We start from the raw sequence: 21,295 nt of genomic DNA, 5'->3' as shown, positions 1-21,295 counted from the left end.
GTTTTCGCCTTGATCGCGCATCTCCGGCCAGCGGCGGCTACCGCATGACAAAAGGATCGGGAATCGGGTCGTCGGAGGTGCGTATCCACACCGATTTCGAACGCGTGTAGTCGCGGATCGCATCGAGGCCGCCCTCGCGGCCGAGCCCGGATTGGCCGTAGCCGCCAAACGGAACCAGCGGCGAGACCGCCCGATAGGTGTTGATCCAGACCACGCCGGCAAGGATGCCGCGCGCCATGCGGTGGGCTTTTGCCAGATTGGTGGTGAACACGCCGGACGCCAGGCCGAACTTCGTGTCGTTGGCGAGCGAAAGCGCTTCAGCTTCGCTGTCGAAGGCAAGCACCGAGAGCACCGGGCCGAAGAGCTCTTCGCGCACGCAGGCAAGGGTCTGATCAGGCGCGTCGATAATCGTCGGCGCGTAATAGAAGCCGCCCGCCATGCCCGTGGGGCGGATGCCGCCGGTGACCAGCCGCCCGCCGGCGGCCAGGCTTTCAGCAACGATCTTCTCTATCCATTCGCGCTGGCGCGAGGTGGCGAGCGGTCCCATTTCGGTCGCGGGATCCTGCGGATCGCCAATCCTGATCGCCTCGGCCTTGCGCTTGAGCCGGGCGAGGAGTTCGTCCTTCACGGAGCGCTGGACCAGCAGCCGTGAGCCGGCGACGCAGCTCTGGCCGGTGGCAGCGAAGATGCCTGCAACGACCGCGTTGGCGGCGCTGTCCAGATCGGCATCGGCAAACACCACGACCGGGCTTTTGCCGCCGAGCTCGAGCGTCGTGAAGGCGAGGTTTTCCGCCGTATTCCTGACGATCTGCCGAGCGGTCGAGGGACCGCCGGTGAAGGCGACGCGGGCGACGAGCGGATGACTGGTCAGGCGGTGACCGCAATCGTGGCCGAAGCCGGTCAGGATGTTGACGGTCCCGGCGGGAAATCCCGCCTCATGGACGAGCTCGGCGAAGGCCAGCAACGGGGCAGGGCCGTCTTCCGATGCTTTCAGAACGATGGTGCAACCGGCCGCCAGCGCCGGCCCGAGCTTGACGGCGGACAGGAAGAGCTGCGAATTCCACGGCACAATGGCGGCGACCACTCCGATCGGTTCGGGCCGGATGGTTACTTCCATGTCGGCCTTATCGATGGGGACGAATGAGCCCTCGTGCTTGTCGGCCAGCCCGCCATAATAGCGGTAGTAGTCGCCGACATAGGCGATCTGGGCGCGGGTCTCGCGGATGATCTTGCCGGTGTCGCGTGTCTCGAGTTCAGCCAGCCGGTCGGCATTGGCGACCACCAGATCGCCGAGCCTCACCAGAAGCTTGCCGCGTGCCGTTGCCGTCATCGCTGCCCACGGGGCGGAGCGCAGCGCCCGGTGAGCGGCTTCGACGGCGCGGTCGACATCATCAGATGATGCAGCGGGCATCGTCGCCCATGGCGCGCCCGTCGAGGGATCGATGCTGTCGAAGGTCGCCGCCACTTCGACGAAGCTGCCGTCCATATAGTTCCTGAATTGAGTGGTGCTCATCGCAATCTAGCTTTCGGCTCGGAAAAGGCCGGCATCACCCTGTCGATGAAGAGCTGCAGCGATTTCTTCTTGCGCTGATGGGAAAGGCCGCTGTCGATCCAGATCGAATACTGATCGTAGCCGAGCGCTTCGTAGGCCTTCAGCCTGGCGATCACCTCGTCGGCTTCGCCAATGACCAGGTTCTGCTTGATCTTGTCAGGCGCATATTGCGGCATGGCCCCGATCTCGTCTTCGGTCAGCGCTTCCATCATGCCCTGGTGCACCGGCTTCTTGTTCTGGAACCAGGCGCCGAACTGGCAGTAGAACTGCGACAGATCCTGCGCGAGCCGGTCAGCATCCGCGGCGTCCTCGGCGACGAAAGTATGCATAAGCAGCATGATCTCCGGCCTTGGTACGTCGGGGTGGGCATTGCACGCCGCGTTGAAACGCTCCATCAGGCTGGCCACTTCGTCATCGCCCGAGGCAAGCGGCGTAACCTGGACGTTGCATTTGCTGGAAACCGCAAAGTCGTGCGAGTTCGGATCGCGTGCGGCCACCCAGATCGGCGGATAAGGCTTTTGCAACGGCTTGGGCGACGAGGTGGTTGCAGGAAACGACCAGAACTCGCCGGCGAGTTCGAAGTCACCATCCCAAAGGCCCCGGATCGCTGGCACCATCTCGCGCATACGCTGGCCGGCACCCCAGGCCTCGAGGCCTGGGAAAAGTCGCTGGTATTCATAAGCGTAGGCGCCGCGCGCAATGCCGATGTCGAGACGGCCGCCGGTGATGACGTCGGCCATCGCCGCTTCGCCGGCAAGCTTGATCGGGTGCCAGAATGGCGCGACGATGGTTCCGGTGCCGAGCCGGATGCGCCTGGTTTTGGCGGCGAGCCAGGCGATGTTGATGAACGGATTCGGCGAGATGGTGAATTCCATCCCGTGATGCTCGCCGATCCAGGCAGTCTCGAATCCTGCCTTTTCGGCCTGCAGCACCAGCTCCTCCAACTCGCCGACAAGCTCGGAATGCGGCTTTGCCAGATCCGACCGCTCCATGTGGACGAAAAGCGAAAATTTCATCGGTTTCACCCGCGGCCGGAAAGACGAATTTGAGAAGGAGAGGGCTTGGCGAGCGGCCGGACTTCGCCTTCGACCTCGTTGCCGACATAGACGCCGAATGCATCTTCCGTACGTTCGCGCGCATAGCGGGCAAGCATCGAACGCACTGCGGGATCGGCGATCTTCAGATCCGCGATCTTCTCGATGTCGACAAGCCGCATCTGGCGATCGTCGGAATAGGGTCCCTCGACCGTTCCGCGATAATAAACATGCGTGCGCCAGGGTTCGGCGGCATCGTCCCACACCGCGAACAGGAAGCCGAGCTGGGCGTCTATGGCCTTGGCGGCAAGGCGCCCCTTGAGACTGCGCGCATCGTTCGGCGTGCCCAATCCGCGTCCGGCTGGCAATTCATGAAACCCATCGGCCGTTGCGAAGAACAGCACACGGCCCTCATTCTCGAGAATGGCGCCGATCTCCGTATCGGGGGGCGCCGCCGCCAGGGCCTCCTGGCTGAGGCCAGGCGTGACGTAGGTGCCTCTGCAATAACCGAGGGGCTGAGCTCCGTTGTGACTGAAGTCACGGACGCGGCCGATGAGGATCGAGTGATCGCCAGCATCGACCAGCTGCTCCATGCCGCAATCGAACACCGCAACGCAGCCGTCGATCAGCGGATTGCCGGTCCGGCCCGGTTGCCAGCTCACGGCCGCGAACTTGTCCGCTGCTTTGGAAGCGAAGATGCCGGAATGGGCCTTCTGGTCCTCTGACAGGATGTTGATGGCGAAACCTCTCGACGTCGAAAAAGCACTGTGCCCCAGCGCCCTCTTGGCGATGCAGACAAGCACCAGCGGCGGCTCGAGCGAGACCGAGGTGAACGAGTTGGCGGTGAAGCCGCGCGGTTCGCCTTCCGTGCTGATCGTTGTGACGATGGTGACACCGGTCAGGAAGGAGCCGAGCGCGCGCCGGAATTCGCCGCTGTCAAAGACTGCATCCGTCTCCGGGTTCACGCCAGCGTCTCCTGCCGTGTCGAGAAATTCCATGATGTGTTTGGTCACTTTTTCAGGTGAAGCCATTGCCATCATGTGCCTTTCTCCATTGAGCACGAGGCATTGACCGTGCGGCGCAAGCCTCGCCATCGCCGCCGACATGGCCGGGGTCGAATTGCTGTCTTGCGACCCGGTCATAAACAGGGCCGGTGCGGCAAGACTCGGGAGGGCATCGGCATGCTCGGCATCGGCACGGGCAAAGAGGCGATAGGTGCGCGCGTAGCCTTCGGGTTCGACCCTTTCAAGGGCGGCGCGCGCGGTAGAGGCCGCGTCGACAAGGTTCGCAGGCAGCGGGTCGCCGAACCAGCGGGCAAGTGTTGCCGCAATGGCGGAAGGATTGCCACGGGGGCCAAGCGCGGCCGCCCGCTCGCGCACGGCCTGCGTCAAGGCCGCGGGGCGGCGGAACACCGCGTTGAGGCACACGATGGCGCGAACGCGCAAAGGGGCGCGAAGGGCGATTTCCAGTGCGACCAGCGCGCCCATCGAATGGCCGACGATCGACACCGACGCCACGCCAAGATGGTCGAGCAGGCGAACCGCCTGATCGGCGAAATCCGACAGGCTGGCTTCTTCCGGCGGCAGCGGTGAAACGCCGTGGCCGAGCATGTCGATGGCGATCAGGTCATGATGGTCTTTCATCGCCGCGATCTGATCGTGCCAGATCGCGGCGTTCATGCCGACACCGTGAATGAGCAGAACCGGCGCGTCGGAGCCGGCGCGGATGAAGCCGGTGCCGTCCGGAGCCGTGTCCCGGACCCATGCGGTGGCAGCGACGTCAGCCATGCAGGTCTCCGACCTCCTTGAGGTCCTGATAGCGGTCGCCGATACGATGGTGCGGGCGGCCGCCAATCGAAGCGCCAAGCGCCACCACCAGTTCGTCGGGCGCGGGCGCGTCGCCGATTTGGAAATGTACGGTCAGATAGTGGGAGCGGCGGCCTTCGTCGTTCTTGTCCATCAGCGGGATCATGATCGGGGTGTTCGGCCCTCCGCGCAGATTGGTGAAGGCGAGATAGGTCTTGGCGCCGACCGCGCGACGGTAATGGTTGCCGAAATGCAGCGTATGGATCAGCGCCGATGCGTGCTCGATCTCGCCCGCCGTGCCGCAGACCGCGGCCTTGCCATAACCCTCTATTGCCTCGCCGGAACCGGCAACGGCGATAATCTCGCGGGTCAGCAGTTCGCCGAGGACGGGAGCAATGACACGGATCTCCGGCGACAGGTCGTCGGTGAAACCGCGGCCCGCCCAAGGGTTTGTCAGCACGGCGGCGACGCCGATCAGACGCAACGGTTTTGGGGCTTCCTTACCGCCCTCGACTAGCGTGTTCTCGATGTAGGTGACGATCTTTCGAATGGCTGGTTTCATGAAAGTCCTCGGTCGCCATGGCGCTGTGCAACGCCGAAATCTTTACATCATATTATGGTATACCATACTATGGAGCACCAGGAGCCTTGTCAATCGGCTATGGAATCTGTTTTGTGGCCGGATCGGGGTAGGGAGAGAAGATGTCAGGCGATACGCTGCGGATCGACCGCTCTGCCAAGACGCTGAGGACGCTGGCGCTGGAGCGCATGCGTGAAGCGATCATGGGCTTCCATTTCCAGCCTGGTGAAAGGCTGGTCGAGCGGCCGCTATGCGATCAGCTCGGGGTTAGCCGTTCCGTCGTGCGCGAGGTCCTGCGGCAGCTGGAGGCGGAAGGCCTGGTGCAGATGATACCGGGCCACGGACCCGCCGTGGCCAAGCCGGATCTCGGCCGCACCGACGAAATCTATGAATTGCGGGCGCTGCTCGAGGGCATCGCGGCGCGGGCTTGCGCCCTAACGGCCACGGACGCGCAGATCGCTTTGCTCGATGACGCCTTGACGAACCTGCTTGAGGCGTGGGCGTTCGGTGCGCCTGTCGAGGTGATGCGGGCAACGACCAAGTTCTACGAAACGCTGTTCGAGGCCGCCGACAAGCGCATTGCCTGGGAAATCGTGACGGGGCTGAATGTCCGCATCAATCAGCTCCGCTCAATGACGATCGCATCGGAGAACCGCCGCGAGCCGGCGATCGCCGAAATGACCGAAATCATGGATGCAATCCGGTCGCGCAAGCCGGACGAGGCGGAGGCGGCGGCGCGGCGGCATGTCGAATCCGCGTGGCAGATCGCCCGCAACACGCTTCGCCTTGGCTGACTGGTTTGCCGCCAACGCGGTTCATCGTTCCATGGAAGGCGTCTAACTGGTGCGTACAGCGAGGTGTGTGACGTGACCAAATTGCTTTCAGTTGCGGCGGCAAAATCGTATATCGGGTTTAGTTGGGTGTGCATCTCTTGCCAAATTGCTCTGTCATTCGAACGGAGTATCGGACGGACTGAGACAGAGAAAATAGTAAAATGAATATGCTACGTCACAAACTTGCCGTGGCGCCGATGATGGACTGGACAGACCGGCACTGCCGGTTCTTCCATCGCCAGCTGACGCGCGAGGCGCTGCTCTACACCGAGATGGTGGTGGCCGATGCGGTCATCCACGGCGCACGCGAGCGGCTGCTCGGCTTCGACGACAGCGAACATCCGGTGGCGCTGCAGCTCGGCGGCGCTGATCCGGGAAAGCTGGCCGAGGCGGCGCGCATCGGCGAAGCCTTCGGCTATGATGAAATCAACCTCAATGTCGGCTGTCCGTCCGACCGCGTCCAGTCGGGCACCTTCGGCGCCTGCCTGATGAAGGCGCCTGTGCTCGTCGCGGATTGCGTCGCTGCGATGAAGGCGGCGGTGAAAATACCGGTTACCGTCAAGTGCCGCATCGGCGTCGATGAGCAGGATCCGGAAGCGGCACTCGATGCGTTGGCGGACGGTGTTTTCGCGGCCGGCGCCGACGCGCTTTGGGTGCACGCCCGCAAGGCCTGGCTGGAAGGACTGAGCCCAAAGGAAAATCGCGACATTCCGCCGCTCGACTATAGCCGCGTCTATCGGCTGAAAGCCAGAAAACAAAACAAATTCATCGGCATCAATGGCGGTATTCAATCTCTCGCAGAGGCGCTGACCCATCTCGACCATGTCGACGGCGCCATGCTCGGCCGCGCCGCCTATCACACGCCAGGGATACTGGCCGGCATCGATGCCGCGTTTTACGGCGGCACAGCTGAGCCGTTTGATTTTGCCGCACTGATCGATGCGATGGCGGACTACGCGGCAAGCCATATCGAGCAGGGCGGCCGGCTGGGGCATGTCACCCGGCACATGGTCGGGCTGTTTCACGGCCTGCCCGGTGCACGGCGCTACCGCCAGATCCTTTCCACCGAGGCGACAAAGCCGGGTGCGGGACCGGAGGTGCTCAAGACGGCTTTCGCAGAGGTCGATTTCGGCAGGACCGCAGAGGCGGCCTGAGGAGAAGACTTAATCCCGCAACACCATGCGGTCACCACGGACGTCGAAACCCGATAGCGAGCCGATGAAATTCATGCCGAGCAGGCTCTGGCCGAGCGTGCCGGGTGCGGCGATCATGATGGGCATGTCCTTGCGCACGATGCCGCCGATCGACAATTCATCGGTTCTCACGGCGGCGGCGCGTGTCATGCCGTTGGCGGTAGAGATCGGTATGGTGAAGCGGAGAGCCGCCGAATTGAACCCGACCGCCAGCGCGTCCTCGGCGGTCAGCACGGTGCTGGTCGCGCCGGTATCGACAACCGTCAGGATCGGCGTGCCGTTGATCGTGACGCGCGCTTCGAAATGGCCGTTGCCGGCCTTGTCTAGAGTGACGGTGACATGGCCTTCTTCCACACCCAGCGCCAGCGGACTGCCGGGAACAAGGCCGGCGGTGATGCGGCTGGCGAAATCCTGCAACTCATAGCGGTACTGATAGCCGGCGATCAGCGCCAGCACGATGGCAGCCCAGGCGCCAAGACTGCGTGCCATGGTGCCTAACGGCCTGCCTGATCTGAGCAGGCCGGCGCCGACGAGCGCCGCTAAAGCGCCAAGCCAGATCAGCTGGCTGAAATCGTAATTCTCAATGCCGAATGTACTGCCGGCGGAATCGTTGAGCATGAGCAGGAGTACACCCGCCCCGATCGCGACGATCAGAATCCACAACAGTCGGTTCATCTCTGCGGCCGGTTCACGAGAGGGCGTCGCGTTCGCGTGCCATGCGGCTGCGACGGGTTTCCCGGCGGGGGCGTCGTTCGACCGTTTCCAGCCTTGCCGGCAGCCCGGCCATGACGCTGCGGCGGGTTTGCGGGGTCATGTCGATCCAGGCGGCGATTTCCTCGCGCGTGCGCCCGCAACCGAAACAGAAGCCGGTTTTCATATCGATCGAGCAGACCAGGATGCACGGGGATTCAATGGCCGTCATAAGGATTTCCTTGGCTAGCCTCCACATGGTGCAACGACAAAGTCAATGCAAGCCCTCCGGGATGCGCCGCCAACGAATGCTTTCGCGTCAAAACCGCCAAGTTGTACCGGGACTGGAGGTTGTGCCGGCTTGAGGTTGTGCCGGCTGGCCAAGGCGGCTATGCCGCTCACCAATTCACACGGACGATCGCCATCGACATGACCAGCGCGCTGCCTTTCGACGATTTTCGCGACCTTCTGGTGAGCCTGCCGCCGCCAGATCTGACGGCCAAGGCCCGCGTGCGCCAGTTGTTTGCCAAGGCAGACAAGCCCAAAGGCTCGCTCGGCCGCATCGAGGACGTCGCCGCCTGGCTCGCCGGCTGGAGCGGTCGCGCGCCGCCGGCGGTGACGCGACCATTGGTGGCAATCTTTGCCGGCAATCATGGCGTCACCCGCCACGGCATTTCGCCGCGCCCCGCCGCCGCCACGGCAAATGCAGTCGAGCTCTGCGCCGCCGGCGGTGCAGCGATCAACCAGATCTGCATCGCTTACGATCTCGGCTTGAAGGTGTTCGATCTGGCTCTGCACATTCCGACAGCCGACATCACCGAGGATGCGGCACTGGACGAGCGCGGTTGCGCCGCCACCATGGCGTTTGGCATGGAAGCGATTGCCGGTGGCACCGACCTGCTTTGCCTTGGCGACCTCGGCGTCGGTAATTCGACTGTCGCCGCGGCTCTTTGCACGGCACTTTTCGGCGGCAGCAGCGCCGACTGGATCGGCCCTGGATCGGGGGCCGACGCGGCAATGCAGAGGCGCAAGGCGGAGGTGGTCGATGCCGCGATCACGTTTCACGGCGCGAGCCTCAAGGACCCGCTGGAAGCGCTGCGCCGGGTCGGCGGACGGGAATTCGCAGCGATCTGCGGCGCCATTCTGGCGGCGCGGATGCAGAAGATCCCGGTGCTGCTCGATGGATTCACGGCGACTGCGGCCGCTGGTGTCCTACATACCGCCAACCCAGCCGCGCTCGATCATTGTCTCCTCGCAAGCCTGTCGCCGGAGCCTGGCCATGCCAAGGCCGCCGAGCGCCTCGGCCTTCGCCCGCTGCTCGATCTGGGCGTCAGTCAAGGCGAGGGGGTAGGGGCGGCTCTTGCCGCCGGCCTGGTCAAGGCGGCCGCGCTGACCAGTTCAGGCATGGCGGCGGCGGTCCGCGGTTAAGAACTCAGCGCCGGCGCGAAGCAACCGCCTTGGTCGGCAGCGCCGGCAGTTCCTCCATCACCCGGCTCAGCGGGAAGATGGCGATCGCCTCGGTGCCTTCGCGCAGCCTGGAATGGAGCTGGAATTCGCCGCCATGCATGGCAAGCAGGCCTTGCACGATCGGCAGGCCTAGCCCGGTGCCCTGTTCGGCGCTCTTGATGGCGATCGAGCCCTGGCCGAAGGCCGAGAGCACGATCGGAATCTCGTCCTCCGGTATGCCCGGCCCATTGTCCTTGACGGAGAGATATTGCCCACCGCCCGCCGTCCAGCCGACGCGCACGCGGATTTCGCCGCCGGTGGCGGTGAACTTGATGGCATTGGACAACAGGTTGAGCGCAATCTGCCGCACCGCGCGTTCGTCGGCGAACAGGCGCGGCAACGCGTTTTCGAAATCCTGGACGATGCGGATGTCCTTGTTGCGCGCCTTCAGCTCCATCATGTGGCAGCAATCCTCGACGACGGAGAGCAGCATCATCGGCTCCTCGTTGAGCTGGTAGCGGCCCGCTTCGATGCGCGACAAATCGAGAATTTCGTTGATCAGGTCGAGCAGATGCTGTCCGGAGTCGTGCACGTCACGGGCATAGTCGCGATAGGTCGGGTTGCTCATCGGGCCGAGCACCTCGTTGGCCATCACTTCGGAAAAGCCGAGAATGGCGTTGAGCGGTGTGCGCAGTTCGTGGCTCATCGAGGCCAGGAAACGCGATTTCGCCAGATTGGCGTCTTCCGCCCGCCGCCGTGCCTCGTCCGACATCGATTTCGCCGTCTCCAGTTCGGCGATCAGCGCATCCTTTTCGGAGCGGAACGACAGCAGCATCAGCGAGGAACGGTTGAGCTGGCGCGCTACATAGGCGAAGAAAGGCAACGACGCGATCAGCAAGCCTGCCATGATCACTTCGACCGGCATCCATAATTTCGCACTGGCATAAGCATAGATGGCGACCGGGAGGGCGAAGGTCGCCAACAGCGCACCGCGCAGCGACGAGGCCAGGATCGCGGTTGCCGACATGGCGAGCAGCAGCACCACCGCCTTGGCGACCTGGAACTGATCCATTTGGCAAGTTTCGCAGCTGAGCCATGCGAACCAGGCCCAGCCAAGCCCGCAAAGAAACTGGCCGATCAGGAAATCCCTATGCGTTTCCAGCGGGTTGAGCTCGGACGCTTGAGTGACGCGTCTGGCCATGAATGCAACGATGGTATAGCAGATGAATGTGAACAGCGCCCAGACGCCGATCTCCTTGCCGATGCCCGCGAGCAAGCCTGCCGCGGCCGTTGCCAGAACGAGCAGCGGGATGACGATCACGCCGCCGGTCATCGAAAGCGCGTGGAGCTTCAATAGCTCGCGGTCGAAGTCGGGATTTCCGGCTTGCTGCGAAAGACGGTCGCGCGTCTTGCGCACCGCGCGCGCGACATCGCTGTTGCGATGGCGTTTCCTGCGGTCCACAATAAACTTGTCCGCCGTGGTCGAGCGTTGCAGGGGCATGAAGTCTTCAATTTACGCGGGCAGCAATTTCAAATCGTTAAGCTACGTTCGAATGATTAACCAACGGTTTGCCATATGAGCCGTTCGTGGTCGCGATGGCCGCGCCAGCGATACTATGCGCCGCCTCCGCGAAGCCTGTGGCGCAGGCTGATGGACTATGGGCTGACACTCATTGTGCTCGGCCTGCTGATCCTCCTGGCGGCGCGCCTCGACCGAGTGGAGACGCGCAAGACGGAGGGCGCGGCCATCGTCAATGATGGCGATAGCATCATCCTCGGCAGCGAGCGTATCCGCATGCGTGGCATCGACGCGCCGGAATATTCGCAGATCTGCCGCAAGGACGATGCCGATTATCCCTGCGGCAAGCTCGCGCGGCAGTCCCTGGTGCGGTTGATAGCCGGCAAAGCCGTCTCCTGCAGCGGCTGGCAGCGCGACCGCTACGGCAGGCTGCTCGGCGACTGCAAGGCCGGCGGCAAGGATCTCAACAGCGCGCAGGTCGAGGCCGGCTGGGCGGTCGCCTTTGGCGATTTCGAGACCGAGGAAGCCGCTGCGCGCGCGGGCAAAGCCGGCATCTGGGCCGGAACTTTCGACGAACCGAAGAACTGGCGCGAGAGCCACGGCCACGAGCTGGTCGAAAGAAAGCACGGCACCTTGGCGTCGATCGGCGATGCCTTGCGCGAAATTTTTCGCTTCTGGTGAGCTGTGCCTATAGTTCGTCGGGGCGGACGAGGAGGATAGAGATGAAGCTGTTCGACGGCGGGCGCGCGCCCAATCCACGTCGGGTTCGGATTTTTCTGGCCGAAAAGGGACTTCAGGTTCCGCTGGTGCCGGTCGACATGGGCGCGCTGGAGCACAAAGAGCAGCCGGTCAGCTCGCGCAATCCGCTGAAGCGTCTGCCGGTGCTCGAGCTCGACGATGGCACCATCATCACCGAATCCGTCGCAATCTGTCGTTATTTCGAGGAACTGCACCCCGAGCCGGCTTTGTTCGGGCGTGGCGCGCTCGGCAAGGCGATCGTCGAGATGTGGCAAAGACGTGTGGAGTTCAATCTGTTCGGCTGCGTCGCCGCGGCGTTCCGGCATATCCACCCCGCAATGAGGGAATGGGAGATCCCGCAAATCCCCGAATGGGGCGAGGCTAACAAGCCGAAGGCGATCGAATTCCTGAGATTTCTGGACGCTGAGCTCGCCGGCAGGGAATTCGTCGCCGGTGATGCCTATTCGATCGCCGACATCACCGGGCTGGTCGCCATCGACTTCATGAAGCCGGCTCGCATCAAGGTACCCGAAGAGTGCACCAACGTGCTGCGCTGGTATCGAGAAATCTCCAGCCGGCCGAGTGCCGCCGCCTGAGAACGAGTCTCAAATGAGCGAAGAGCTGGTGAGCGAAGAGTTGGAAGCCCTCACGGCGAGGGTACGCGCCTGCCGCATCTGCATCGATAACCCGGCCGGCAGGCCGTTGCCGCACCGACCGCGGCCCGTGCTCAGGCCATCTTCGAGCGCGCGTATCCTGATCGCCAGCCAGGCGCCGGGCACCAAGGTCCACGTGTCAGGCATGCCGTTCACCGACGCCTCCGGCGACCGGCTGCGAAGCTGGCTAGGCGTCGGCAGCGAGGAATTCTATGACACGGACAAATTTGCCATCGTGCCGATGGGCTTTTGCTTTCCCGGTCAGGACGCCAAGGGCGCCGACCTGCCGCCGCGCCGCGAATGTGCGCCGGCATGGCGCGCATCGCTGATGGCGCTGATGCCGCAAGTCGATATGGTGCTGACGATCGGCATCTACGCGCAAAGCTGGCATATGGGCGCGGCGCGCCGTCCCTCGCTGACGGAAACGGTCATGGATTGGCGTGCCATCTGGGCGGCGGCGACCGAACCGAAAGTCCTGCCGCTGCCGCACCCGTCCTGGCGCAACACTGGTTGGCTGAAGCGCAATCCATGGTTTGAAATGGATTTGCTGCCCTTTCTGAGATCGGAAATCCGCTATCGCCTCGGCTAGCCATTCAGCAAGAAATCACTCGCTTTTGCGCTATTCAACAGAATTTCTTTCTTGTAATAGGCTTGAGCAAGAGGGAATATGGTAATCCATTCCTCGAAGCGCGTCGCGCATGAGGGGACGCGCGTTAAATTCTTGTTTTTATGCATGTCGTTGTGCCAAGGCCGCTGCGCACTTTGGACGACTTGCATCAGGGGAGCACCCAATGGACCGCCTCGATAGAAAAATCCTCCGCCTCCTGCAGGAGGATGCGACGCTTGCAGTCGCCGACGTCGCCAAAAAGGTCGGCCTGTCGACGACGCCGTGCTGGCGGCGCATCCAGAAGCTCGAGGAAGAGGGCGTCATCAAGCGCCGCGTCGCCATCCTCGATCATGAAAAGGTCAATGTGCGGGTCACGGTGTTCGTCTCGATCCGCACCAATTCGCATAGCCATGAATGGCTGCGGCGCTTTTCGGAAGTTATCCAGGAATTTCCCGAAGTGGTCGAATTCTACCGCATGAGCGGCGACGTCGACTATCTCTTGCGCGTCGTGGTGCCCGACATCGCCGCCTACGATGCCTTCTACAAGCGGCTGATCGCCAAGATCGAGATCCGCGACGTGTCGTCTTCCTTCGCCATGGAGCAGATCAAGTACACGACCGAAATGCCGCTCGACTATATGGTGCTGGACAAGGAATCGGGTGCGAACGCCGCCTGAGCGCTATAGCGTCAACACCATCTGCTGCAGAGGCGGCCGTTGACTGAGCAAACCCTAATAGTCGGTTTTCGCAACGACGGCACCGACAATGTCCGTTTGATCGTCGAACCGTGGGCGGAAGAATTCGATATCCTAGGAAAATCTGCTGCGGAAATATCAATATTCTTCACAACGCCAGGCAGGATAGACAGCCGGCATGCTCAGGGCACGTTTGTGATATGGCTTTGGGAGGGCTGCCGCGCAAAGGTATCCATTAATGGAGCGGATCATACCCGCTCAATGTCAATTCCAATTCCATCTATTCTTTGAGCTAGGCCCGCTTAGTTCTTCTTGTTGAGGAAGCTCCAGGGGGAATTGGCCGGCAGCGTGATCGTGTCCGGGACCGCGTCGACGTCGACCACCTCGGCCTTGCGGATCGTGTAACCCGACTGGATGACGCTGACGCCGTCGAGGATGAAAAGCTGGCTCTTCTCCATGCCCGGCCGTAATGCGCCGGTCACCGAAACCGGCTGGTAGGCCTCGGACATCCTGTAGGGGCGGGCAGGCGTGACGAGGACCATCTGGTTGGGCGGTGGTGTCGGCATATGGCTGCAGGCTCCCGTCCAGGGGACCAGCAGGAACAGGTAGACGAGATCGCCCTCACGATCGACCGGCAGCGCGTAGCCCGCGAGTTGCACGGTCTTGTCCTGCAAATTGAGAGACAGCGTTTCGCCATGATCCGGCATTTTGGCCGCGATCATCGGCAGCCCGACGCTTTCGGCGGCTGGCTGGGTCGGCGGGCGCAGATCTTTCCAGAAAATGCGCATGGTTCCGGCGGAAGCGCCTGCCGCGATGGCGGACGCCAACAAGGCAGTTGCCATGATCGTGCCTGATTTAAAACGGTTGCTCATCGCTGCTCCGCCGCTGAGCCTTGATCTGCGGACATCAAGTAAAGCTGCCGCAGCCCCACAGGTCAACGCTCAAGCCGCATCACGTGCCGGCGCGAGCCGGTCGTGCCGACCTCGCGAAAGCCGCGGGCGACGAACATGTCGCGAAAGCCCATGAAACGGTAGCTCGGTGAGGCCTGGTCGACGGGATAGGCTTCGATCGTCTTGGCACCTTTGGCGAAGGCGTGATCGATGGCCGCGTCGAGCAATACCCTTGCCAGCCCGCCGCCGCGCAACGCCTTCGGCACGTAGAAGCAGACGATCGACCAGATGCCCATCTCGCTTTTGTCCTGCTGCCGTGACAGCTTGCGGTAGGTCTCGCGCGGCGCGACCGAGCACCAGCCGACGGTCCGGCCATCGATTTTGGCGACAATGCCGACCGGCGTGCCGGTATCGATCAGCGCCATAATCGCGCGTTTCCTCTCGTCGTTTCCGACATGCTCGCGGTTGTCGAGATTACGCCAGGCCATGCACCAGCAGTATTTCGGCCCGCCCGGTTGCTCGAACAGGTTTTCGAAATCGGCGCGCGTCGATCGCGTCACCTCCGTGAAGCGGACCTTGCTCAGGTCAAGCTTTTCTGGCGGCGAGCCGTTGGAGCGTCTTGGCATCGGAAAGTTCCTTTACGGCGCCCTTGCCAATCCAGCGTGCAGTCTTGTCCGTCGAGGCCGCCAGTTTTTGCGCCAGGGCAAGGGCAGGGCCGTGCAAATTCATCGATCGCTTGCCGATCGAACGAAGCGCCCAATTCACGGCCTTCTTCACGAAATTACGGCCGTCGGTGGCCTGTGCCTCGATGGTCGACAGGAATTCCAGGAAGGTCGCCTCCGGTTCTTTCTTCCGGTGGACTACCGACCAAGCCATCATGGCAAAGGCGGTGCGTCGAACGAATTCCCGTTCGTCGACCGCAAATTCGGCGATCAATTGCCTCCAGCAATCCGTATCGACAAAGAGATCCGAGACGCCGTCGACGATATCCCAAGAGTCGAACGTCGCCGCCCATCGTCTTGCGTCCGCGGCAGAGAACCGCTCCGGATCGGCCGTGACGGAAGCGATAAACTGCGCCTCCATGATGCCTGTTCGCCAAAGCTCGAAGGCACGCTCATGGTTGCGCTTGATTTTCCTGGCAATCTGCCGCTGCACGCCGTGCGGGATACCGAGCGCACGTTCGATCTTGATGCCGTAGCGCAGCATGCCAAGTCGATTTTCCTCCCATGCGATCGAGCGCAGATGAGCGACGATTTCGTCGGCGCTGGATTGAGGCGAAAGCTCGGCCACGGCGAAACCCTATTTCTCCAGCCGCGCCAGCAGCGAGGACGTGTCCCAGCGCTTGCCGCCCATCGCCTGCACGTCCTTGTAGAACTGGTCGACAAGTGCCGTCACCGGCAGTTTGGCGCCGTTGCGGTCGGCCTCGGCGAGGCAGATGCCAAGATCCTTGCGCATCCAGTCGACGGCGAAGCCGAAATCATATTTGCCGGCATTCATCGTCTTGTGGCGGTTCTCCATCTGCCAGGATCCGGCCGCACCCTTGGAAATCACGTCTATGACCTTTTCGATGTCGAGCCCAGCCTGCTTGCCGAAATGGAGGCCCTCGGCGAGGCCCTGAACGAGGCCGGCGATGCAGATCTGGTTGATCATCTTGGTGAGCTGGCCAGCCCCGGCTGGTCCCATCAACCCGACCATGCGGGCATAAGCATCTATGACTGGCTTGGCCCTGTCGAAGGCGTCGGGCTCGCCACCGACCATCACGGTCAGCATGCCATTCTCGGCGCCTGCCTGACCGCCGGAGACCGGGGCGTCGAGGAACGAAAACCCGAGCGCTTGCGCCTGCTGCGCCAGTTCGCGCGCGACCTCCGCGGATGCCGTGGTGTTGTCGATGAAGATGGCGCCCTTCTTCATGGAATTGAAGACGCCTCCGGCGCCGGTCGTCACTGAGCGCAGATCGTCGTCATTGCCGACGCAGGAAAAGACAAAATCCTTTCCCCTGGCCGCTTCCGCCGGCGTTGCGGCCAGGCTGCCGCCATGCTGGCCAACCCATTGCTCGGCTTTCGCCCTGGTGCGGTTGTAGACGGTGACGTCATGGCCACCCTTGTTCTTGAGGTGCCCGGCCATCGGATAGCCCATGACGCCAAGACCGAGAAATGCCACAGAAGCCATGTTTTCGAATCCCTTGAAAGCCTGCTTTGCGGCCTTCTTACCGGATCAGGCACGGTGATGGGAGTCAGCGGTGCAGATGGATGGTGATGCGCCGTTCGATCCACTCGACGCCGTGGCGCAATGTTTCGACGATGATCAGATAGATGATCGCCGCCCAGATATACGACTGAAAGTCGAAGGTGCGCGCATAGGTGAGCCGGGTGATGCCCATCAAATCGTAGACCGTGATGATGGCGACGATTGCCGAGCCCTTGATCATCAGGATGATCTCGTTGCCATACGGGCGCAACGCGACGATCAGCGCCTGCGGCAGGATGATCTTCCACATCGTCTGCAGTTTGTGCAGGCCGAGCGAGGCGGCACCTTCCCACTGGCCTCTCGGCACGCTCTCGATCGCGCCACGCAAGATCTCGGCCTGGTACGCGGCCGTATTCAGCGAAAAGGCGAAGATCGCGCAGTTGAATGCTTCGCGGAAGAAGCCCCACAGTCCGACCATCTCGAGCTCCGGCCGGAAGGAGCCGACCCCGTAGTAGACCAGGAAGGTCTGCGCCAACAGCGGCGTGCCGCGAAAGAAATAGACATAGGCATAGGCGAACCCCGAAAGGATCGGGTTCTTCGACATGCGTGCATAGGCGATCGGCACCGACAGGATCGCGCCAAGCACAATCGAGATGGCAACCAGCAACAGGGTGATGCCGAGGCCGGATATGTAGCCGGGTGCATATTTCTGGAAGAACGCCGGGTTCCACGCAGCGACCAGGTAGACGACCATGCCAATGCCGAGAGCGATCCACAGGCCGACCAGAACATGGCCGAGGATGCGTTGGCGCGACCAGCCGCGTGCGGGCGGCGGCGGCCGGTCGACCTTCAGCGTGTCGGTGGCAAGGCTCATCTCTTGACCTCGCTGCCGCCGACCGCTCGTTCGATCGCGTTGATGCCGAAGGAGGAGACGATCGCCAGCAGGAGATAGATCAGGCCGGCAAAACCATAAAACAGGAAAGCATGCTTGGTGACGCGAGCGGCAACCCCGCTCTGCCGAAGGATCTCGTTGAGGCCGACCGCCGAGACGAGCGCAGTGTCCTTGAGCAGGATAAGCCAGAGATTGGCAAGTCCGGGCAATGCGATGCGGATCAACTGCGGCAGCACGATCAGCCGCATCGTTTGGCCGCTGGACAGGCCAACTGAATAGCCTCCCTCATATTGCCCTTTTGGAATCGCGCGGAACGCGGATAAAAACACCTCGCTGGAATAAGAGGAGAAAATGAAGCACAGCGCGATCATGCCGGCGACGAAGCTGTTGACGTCGGCGGACGTTCCGGGGCTCACCAGCCGGACAATGTACTGCAGGATCAATGGGATGCCGAAGAAGATCAGAAACAGCGTGAGCAGCTCGGGTATTCCGCGAAAAATCGTGGTGTAGATGTTCCCGGCCAGCCTCAGCGACGGCTCTTCCGACTGTTTGGCCAGCGCCACGAAAAAGCCGAGCGTCAGCCCGAAGGGCAGAGTGGCCAGCGCAAGACATACCGTGACAAACATACCCGCGGCAATGTCGTCGAGCCAGCCTTCGGGTCCCCAACTGAGAAGCGTCAGTGCGCTCTGCATCCGCCGGCCTGTTCTCCTTGAGGCTCTTTGAGACCCGTGCCGCGTCATCCCTCGTGCGCGACATCCTTATAAGAACGGCGGGAATCTCCCGCCGTTCACGTCGTTCTATGTCGGTCGATCAGGACTCGCCGCCATAGACGTCGAATTTGAAGTACTTGTCATTGATTTCCTTGTACTTTCCGTTCGCGCGGATGGCGTCGATCGCCGCATTGAACTGGTTGACCAGATCGGTCTCGCCCTTGCGCACGGCAATGCCGGCGCCCGGACCGTGGATTTCGATAACCGGCTGGATTGTGCCGACCAGCTTGCAGCAGGCGCCGTCCGGCGAATCCAGCCATTGCTGCAGCACGACGACGTCGTCATTGGCGGCATCGAGCCGGCCATTGGCCAGATCGAGCTGGTATTCCTGCGCGGTCGGGTACGGCTTGACGGTGCTGTCGGTATAAGTCTTGGTCGAATAGTTGAAATGCGTGGTGGACGCCTGCACGCCGATCGTCTTGCCGGCCAAATCTTCCTTGGTGACACCCTTGATGTCGGTGTCCTTGGGCGCGGCGATCGCCGGCGGCGTGTTGTAATATTTGTGGGTGAAGTCGACCTTCTCGGCGCGTTCCGGCGTGATCGACATAGACGCGACGATGGCGTCGAACTTGCCTGCCTGAAGGGCTGGAATGATGCCGTCCCAGTCCTGCGCGACAAAGGTGCACTTCACCTTCATCTCGTCGCAGAGCGCCTTGGCAATGTCGATATCGAAGCCCACGAGCTGGCCGTCGGCAGTCAGATTGTTGAATGGGGGATAGGCTCCCTCCGTGCCGATCCGCAAGGTTTTTTCCTGGGCCTGGGCAACGCCAAGCGTCAGCAGCGCAGCCGATGTGGCGAGCGCGATACGCAGTGCAATACGCATAATAGTCCTCTCTGTTGGTCCCGGCCGTCGTTCCCGAACGGCTCTGTGGGCGGTGCTTTTGACCGCCCGCTGGCGCGATACTCCCATTCTTTCCCAAGAAAAAGCAACTGCAAAACCGTCGCTTGAGGGAAGGTCATGTTCAGAAAGCGATGACGTTGGGTCAGACGCCTAAATTGGAAAGCAAGCGGGCGGAAACTGTCTTCTGCCGCATTCTCAGCGCGACAGGCCGGTGGCGCGCTCGATGAAGTCAGCTATCGAATTCGTGTCGTCGAGATCGAAGGCCGGCAGGTCTTGGCCAACAATGGGGAAGTCGGACGCGATGGCGACAATGTGTGGATCGCCTGCCGAGAGCGGTGTCCGGTCCTTGGCCTCGAGCCGTCTCGTCTCGATTTTCTTGTGCGCCTCGCGCTTGTAACCCTCGACCAGCACGATATCGGAGGGTGCCAGCCGTGACAGGATCGCGTCCAGCTTCGGCTCGTCCTCGCCCCGCAATTCGTGCATCAGCGCCCAGCGCCTGCCCGACACGACCGCGACCTCCGTCGCTCCCGCCTGCCGATGGCGAAAGCTGTCCGCGCCGGGTTTGTCGATGTCGAAATCATGATGGGCGTGTTTTACAGTCGACACTTTCCAGTTGCGCCGGACGAGTTCTGCTACCAGCTTTTCGGTCAATGTCGTCTTGCCGGAGTTCTTCCAGCCGGTGATGCCGAAAATACGTCTTTTCATGGCTCGATGCTCTGCAACAGATGCGCGGCCTGGGCAAGGTCGTCCGGAGTGTTGATGTTGAAGAACGGATCTATTTCGGCCCCGCCGAATTTCAGGATGGGAAATTCCACTTCGACAAAACCGTGCCGGTCGATGAACGCCGAAACGCGCCGGTTGTCTTCCTCGATGAGAAATTGTCGCAAGGCCTGATCCAACCCTAGCGGCCAGAGTGCAAAAGTCGGATGCAGTTTGCCGCCGGAACAGGCGACCGCAATCGAGCCGCGGCGTTCGTCGGCTGCCGCGAGCAGCTGCTCAACCATATCCCTGGGCAGGAAAGGCGTATCGCCGGCAGCCGTGACCAGCGCCTGGCAGGTCGTGTCGGAAGCCCATTCGAGGCCGGTCAGGATCCCGGCAAGCGGCCCGGCATGACCTTTGACAGTGTCGGCAAGCACTGGAAGCCCCGTCGCGGCAAACCTTGTCGGATCGCCATTGGCGTTTAGCGCAAGCGGTCCGACCTGTGGGCTAAGGCGCGAAACGACACGGTCGAGCAGAGTACCGTCGCCAAGCGCAAGCAGGGTCTTGTCGCCGCCGCCCATCCGGCTCGACCGGCCGCCGGCCAGAATGATCCCTGCGATATGTCGGCCCATCGTTTGCTGCCTAGACCCAATGACCAAAATCCAGTTTTCAAATCAGACGATCGTCGACGGTCACGCCTATATGCCGTCCGGCGCCATGTCCGGTCCAGCGCTTTCGGCAGCCGTCTTTTGCCGGCCGACGATCCGTTCGCGGTAGAGTGCATAGAGGCCTGACGCGATGATGATCGAGGCACCGAGGATCATCGGCAGATCGGGGACATCGCCGAAGACTGTGAAGCCAAGCAGGATCGACCAGAGCAGGGCGGTGTAGCGGAACGGCGCGATAAAGGAGATATCGCCCACCCGCATGGCCGTGATGATGAACTGGTAGCCTATGAGCACAAGCACTGCCGCCAGCGCCAGGAACGCCGTGCTTTTTCCTGTCATTGGCGTCCAGCCGCCCATCGGCGAAAGCAATGCCGCGCCCAGAACCGTCATGGCAAGTGCGGTAGCGGTCGACACCAGCAATGTCGGAATTGCCTGCGGTATCCGCTTGGTGGCGAGATCACGCACCGCACAACATGCAACGCTGGCCAGCGCCAGCAGAGAAAAGACGCTGAACCCTTCGAAGCCCGGCCGCACGATGATCAGCACGCCGGCAAAACCAACGGCAATAGCCAGCCAGCGCCGCCAGCCGACGGCCTCGTTGAACACAAGCGCAGCGCCCATCGTCACCGCCAGCGGCAGCGCCTGCAGCACGGCGGAGACATTGGCGATCGGAAGATGTGCCAGAGCAACCAGGAACGACACAGTGGCGCCGGCCTCGCTGGCGACGCGCAGCGCAACTGTCGGCTGCAGCATCGAACCTGGCCGGGCAAGCGCGCCGCGTTGCCACGCAAGCAGGCCAACGAAAAGCGAAGCGAAGGCGCCGCGGATCAGCATGACCTGCGCCATGTTCATCGATTCCGACGAGAATTTGGTGATCGCGTCGTTGAGGGTGAAACCAGCCATGGCCACCATCATGAACAACGCGCCGCGCAGATTTGGCGAAAGAGGCAAGGCGATTACCGGGTGAGTCCTGCAGCAAGCGTCTAGCAGGCACCCACAAGACA

At 62.3% G+C, this 21,295-nt stretch carries 23 protein-coding genes and 1 pseudogene; 7 read left to right on the top strand and 17 right to left on the bottom strand.

Translation table 11 applies throughout. The annotated features are described in order from the left end of the window. Positions 1-37: 37 nt before the first annotated feature. The 4 genes from NKG60_RS09415 to NKG60_RS09400 are packed head-to-tail and all read right to left on the bottom strand — an operon-like array spanning position 38 to position 4,953. Positions 38-1,513 (bottom strand): aldehyde dehydrogenase, encoded by a 1,476-nt coding sequence (locus tag NKG60_RS09415; RefSeq protein WP_352665002.1) that lies wholly within the window; start codon positions 1,511-1,513, stop codon positions 38-40. Beyond that, positions 1,510-2,568: an LLM class flavin-dependent oxidoreductase gene (locus NKG60_RS09410; protein WP_352665000.1), complete on the bottom strand. Its 1,059-nt coding sequence runs from the start codon at positions 2,566-2,568 to the stop codon at positions 1,510-1,512. The genes NKG60_RS09415 and NKG60_RS09410 overlap by 4 nt, the downstream gene beginning before the upstream one ends. A 5-nt stretch (positions 2,569-2,573) precedes the next feature. Next, positions 2,574-4,373, bottom strand: coding sequence for an alpha/beta fold hydrolase (locus NKG60_RS09405; protein WP_352868198.1), 1,800 nt, complete (start codon positions 4,371-4,373; stop codon positions 2,574-2,576). Continuing rightward, complete coding sequence (locus tag NKG60_RS09400; RefSeq protein WP_352664996.1) at positions 4,366-4,953, bottom strand: amino acid synthesis family protein; 588 nt, start codon at positions 4,951-4,953, stop codon at positions 4,366-4,368. Before NKG60_RS09400 ends, NKG60_RS09405 begins: the two co-directional genes overlap by 8 nt. A gap of 140 nt (positions 4,954-5,093) precedes the next feature. On the opposite strand from NKG60_RS09400, the gene NKG60_RS09395 reads away from it, so the two are divergent. Together NKG60_RS09395 and dusA are read left to right on the top strand one after the other, a co-directional pair. Beyond that, a complete protein-coding gene (locus NKG60_RS09395; protein WP_352664994.1) occupies positions 5,094-5,765 on the top strand; it encodes a GntR family transcriptional regulator in 672 nt (223 codons plus the stop codon). Positions 5,766-5,965: 200 nt separating this feature from the next. After that, complete coding sequence (gene dusA / locus NKG60_RS09390; protein WP_352974875.1) at positions 5,966-6,958, top strand: tRNA dihydrouridine(20/20a) synthase DusA; 993 nt, start codon at positions 5,966-5,968, stop codon at positions 6,956-6,958. A gap of 9 nt (positions 6,959-6,967) precedes the next feature. Here the strand turns inward: dusA and NKG60_RS09385 are convergent, their stop codons facing one another. Next, a complete protein-coding gene (locus tag NKG60_RS09385) occupies positions 6,968-7,672 on the bottom strand; it encodes a TIGR02281 family clan AA aspartic protease (protein WP_352666649.1) in 705 nt (234 codons plus the stop codon). A 13-nt stretch (positions 7,673-7,685) separates the two neighbouring features. Then, a complete protein-coding gene (locus NKG60_RS09380) occupies positions 7,686-7,919 on the bottom strand; it encodes a DUF1289 domain-containing protein (RefSeq protein ID WP_352974874.1) in 234 nt (77 codons plus the stop codon). A gap of 197 nt (positions 7,920-8,116) precedes the next feature. Here NKG60_RS09380 and NKG60_RS09375 point away from each other — a divergent pair, with 197 nt between their 5' ends. Further along, positions 8,117-9,115: a nicotinate-nucleotide--dimethylbenzimidazole phosphoribosyltransferase gene (locus NKG60_RS09375; RefSeq protein WP_352666872.1), complete on the top strand. Its 999-nt coding sequence runs from the start codon at positions 8,117-8,119 to the stop codon at positions 9,113-9,115. Between the two features lie 4 nt (positions 9,116-9,119). Here NKG60_RS09375 and NKG60_RS09370 read toward each other — a convergent pair whose 3' ends face one another. Further along, a complete protein-coding gene (locus NKG60_RS09370; RefSeq protein ID WP_352666651.1) occupies positions 9,120-10,634 on the bottom strand; it encodes a sensor histidine kinase in 1,515 nt (504 codons plus the stop codon). Between the two features lie 75 nt (positions 10,635-10,709). Here NKG60_RS09370 and NKG60_RS09365 point away from each other — a divergent pair, with 75 nt between their 5' ends. From NKG60_RS09365 to NKG60_RS09350, 4 genes are all read left to right on the top strand, one after another. Further along, positions 10,710-11,333: a thermonuclease family protein gene (locus NKG60_RS09365; protein WP_352974873.1), complete on the top strand. Its 624-nt coding sequence runs from the start codon at positions 10,710-10,712 to the stop codon at positions 11,331-11,333. A gap of 41 nt (positions 11,334-11,374) precedes the next feature. Then, positions 11,375-11,986 (top strand): glutathione S-transferase, encoded by a 612-nt coding sequence (locus NKG60_RS09360; RefSeq protein WP_352666656.1) that lies wholly within the window; start codon positions 11,375-11,377, stop codon positions 11,984-11,986. A gap of 13 nt (positions 11,987-11,999) precedes the next feature. Further along, entirely contained in the window at positions 12,000-12,632 is a 633-nt protein-coding gene (locus tag NKG60_RS09355) for a uracil-DNA glycosylase family protein (protein ID WP_352666659.1), read from the top strand. 202 nt (positions 12,633-12,834) lie between these two features. Next, entirely contained in the window at positions 12,835-13,326 is a 492-nt protein-coding gene (locus NKG60_RS09350; protein ID WP_006333679.1) for an Lrp/AsnC family transcriptional regulator, read from the top strand. A 320-nt stretch (positions 13,327-13,646) separates the two neighbouring features. On the opposite strand, the gene NKG60_RS09345 is transcribed toward NKG60_RS09350, so the two are convergent. The 10 genes and pseudogenes from NKG60_RS09345 to NKG60_RS09300 all read right to left on the bottom strand — a co-directional run bounded on the left by NKG60_RS09345 (position 13,647) and on the right by NKG60_RS09300 (position 21,242). Next, complete coding sequence (locus NKG60_RS09345) at positions 13,647-14,216, bottom strand: DUF3299 domain-containing protein (protein ID WP_352666662.1); 570 nt, start codon at positions 14,214-14,216, stop codon at positions 13,647-13,649. Between the two features lie 62 nt (positions 14,217-14,278). Further along, positions 14,279-14,860 carry a GNAT family N-acetyltransferase gene (locus NKG60_RS09340; protein ID WP_352666665.1) on the bottom strand — a complete coding sequence of 194 codons (582 nt, stop codon included), beginning with the start codon at positions 14,858-14,860 and terminating at the stop codon, positions 14,279-14,281. Continuing rightward, positions 14,820-15,524, bottom strand: coding sequence for a DNA alkylation repair protein (locus NKG60_RS09335; RefSeq protein ID WP_352974872.1), 705 nt, complete (start codon positions 15,522-15,524; stop codon positions 14,820-14,822). Before NKG60_RS09335 ends, NKG60_RS09340 begins: the two co-directional genes overlap by 41 nt. A 9-nt stretch (positions 15,525-15,533) precedes the next feature. Continuing rightward, positions 15,534-16,421: pseudogene (locus NKG60_RS09330) on the bottom strand (NAD(P)-dependent oxidoreductase); the annotation flags it as partial. 46 nt (positions 16,422-16,467) lie between these two features. Further along, positions 16,468-17,295, bottom strand: a complete 828-nt coding sequence (locus NKG60_RS09325; protein ID WP_352666670.1) for an ABC transporter permease — start codon at positions 17,293-17,295, stop codon at positions 16,468-16,470. Then, positions 17,292-18,005 (bottom strand): ABC transporter permease, encoded by a 714-nt coding sequence (locus NKG60_RS09320; RefSeq protein ID WP_352666673.1) that lies wholly within the window; start codon positions 18,003-18,005, stop codon positions 17,292-17,294. The genes NKG60_RS09325 and NKG60_RS09320 overlap by 4 nt, the downstream gene beginning before the upstream one ends. Positions 18,006-18,123: 118 nt before the next feature. Then, positions 18,124-18,906 carry an ABC transporter substrate-binding protein gene (locus tag NKG60_RS09315; protein WP_352666676.1) on the bottom strand — a complete coding sequence of 261 codons (783 nt, stop codon included), beginning with the start codon at positions 18,904-18,906 and terminating at the stop codon, positions 18,124-18,126. Positions 18,907-19,119: 213 nt separating this feature from the next. Continuing rightward, positions 19,120-19,629 carry a molybdopterin-guanine dinucleotide biosynthesis protein B gene (gene mobB / locus NKG60_RS09310; RefSeq protein ID WP_352666678.1) on the bottom strand — a complete coding sequence of 170 codons (510 nt, stop codon included), beginning with the start codon at positions 19,627-19,629 and terminating at the stop codon, positions 19,120-19,122. Next, positions 19,626-20,255 carry a molybdenum cofactor guanylyltransferase MobA gene (mobA, locus tag NKG60_RS09305; RefSeq protein WP_352666681.1) on the bottom strand — a complete coding sequence of 210 codons (630 nt, stop codon included), beginning with the start codon at positions 20,253-20,255 and terminating at the stop codon, positions 19,626-19,628. Before mobA ends, mobB begins: the two co-directional genes overlap by 4 nt. 66 nt (positions 20,256-20,321) lie before the next feature. Next, the gene (locus tag NKG60_RS09300) at positions 20,322-21,242 is read right to left on the bottom strand and encodes a DMT family transporter (RefSeq protein ID WP_352666684.1); all 921 of its coding nucleotides are present in this window, start codon (positions 21,240-21,242) and stop codon (positions 20,322-20,324) included. Positions 21,243-21,295: the final 53 nt, after the last annotated feature.

It is taken from the genome of Mesorhizobium sp. M1428, assembly GCF_040317515.1.
Taxonomy (GTDB): domain Bacteria; phylum Pseudomonadota; class Alphaproteobacteria; order Rhizobiales; family Rhizobiaceae; genus Mesorhizobium.
This window is presented reverse-complemented; position numbering and strand designations above follow the sequence as displayed.

Bases quoted from the DNA above. Each gene is read 5' to 3' on its own strand.
- NKG60_RS09405 (WP_352868198.1), bottom strand. From the start codon at position 4,373: ATGGCTGACGTCGCTGCCACCGCATGGGTCCGGGACACGGCTCCGGAC.
- dusA (WP_352974875.1), top strand. From the start codon at position 5,966: ATGAATATGCTACGTCACAAACTTGCCGTGGCGCCGATGATGGACTGG.
- NKG60_RS09385 (WP_352666649.1), bottom strand. From the start codon at position 7,672: ATGAACCGACTGTTGTGGATTCTGATCGTCGCGATCGGGGCGGGTGTA.
- NKG60_RS09360 (WP_352666656.1), top strand. From the start codon at position 11,375: ATGAAGCTGTTCGACGGCGGGCGCGCGCCCAATCCACGTCGGGTTCGG.
- NKG60_RS09370 (WP_352666651.1), bottom strand. From the start codon at position 10,634: ATGCCCCTGCAACGCTCGACCACGGCGGACAAGTTTATTGTGGACCGC.
- NKG60_RS09350 (WP_006333679.1), top strand. From the start codon at position 12,835: ATGGACCGCCTCGATAGAAAAATCCTCCGCCTCCTGCAGGAGGATGCG.
- NKG60_RS09380 (WP_352974874.1), bottom strand. From the start codon at position 7,919: ATGACGGCCATTGAATCCCCGTGCATCCTGGTCTGCTCGATCGATATG.
- NKG60_RS09355 (WP_352666659.1), top strand. From the start codon at position 12,000: ATGAGCGAAGAGCTGGTGAGCGAAGAGTTGGAAGCCCTCACGGCGAGG.
- NKG60_RS09315 (WP_352666676.1), bottom strand. From the start codon at position 18,906: ATGCGTATTGCACTGCGTATCGCGCTCGCCACATCGGCTGCGCTGCTG.
- NKG60_RS09400 (WP_352664996.1), bottom strand. From the start codon at position 4,953: ATGAAACCAGCCATTCGAAAGATCGTCACCTACATCGAGAACACGCTA.
- NKG60_RS09415 (WP_352665002.1), bottom strand. From the start codon at position 1,513: ATGAGCACCACTCAATTCAGGAACTATATGGACGGCAGCTTCGTCGAA.
- NKG60_RS09395 (WP_352664994.1), top strand. From the start codon at position 5,094: ATGTCAGGCGATACGCTGCGGATCGACCGCTCTGCCAAGACGCTGAGG.
- mobB (WP_352666678.1), bottom strand. From the start codon at position 19,629: ATGAAAAGACGTATTTTCGGCATCACCGGCTGGAAGAACTCCGGCAAG.
- NKG60_RS09410 (WP_352665000.1), bottom strand. From the start codon at position 2,568: ATGAAATTTTCGCTTTTCGTCCACATGGAGCGGTCGGATCTGGCAAAG.
- NKG60_RS09345 (WP_352666662.1), bottom strand. From the start codon at position 14,216: ATGAGCAACCGTTTTAAATCAGGCACGATCATGGCAACTGCCTTGTTG.
- NKG60_RS09375 (WP_352666872.1), top strand. From the start codon at position 8,117: ATGACCAGCGCGCTGCCTTTCGACGATTTTCGCGACCTTCTGGTGAGC.
- NKG60_RS09325 (WP_352666670.1), bottom strand. From the start codon at position 17,295: ATGAGCCTTGCCACCGACACGCTGAAGGTCGACCGGCCGCCGCCGCCC.
- NKG60_RS09365 (WP_352974873.1), top strand. From the start codon at position 10,710: ATGAGCCGTTCGTGGTCGCGATGGCCGCGCCAGCGATACTATGCGCCG.
- NKG60_RS09340 (WP_352666665.1), bottom strand. From the start codon at position 14,860: ATGCCAAGACGCTCCAACGGCTCGCCGCCAGAAAAGCTTGACCTGAGC.
- mobA (WP_352666681.1), bottom strand. From the start codon at position 20,255: ATGGGCCGACATATCGCAGGGATCATTCTGGCCGGCGGCCGGTCGAGC.
- NKG60_RS09320 (WP_352666673.1), bottom strand. From the start codon at position 18,005: ATGCAGAGCGCACTGACGCTTCTCAGTTGGGGACCCGAAGGCTGGCTC.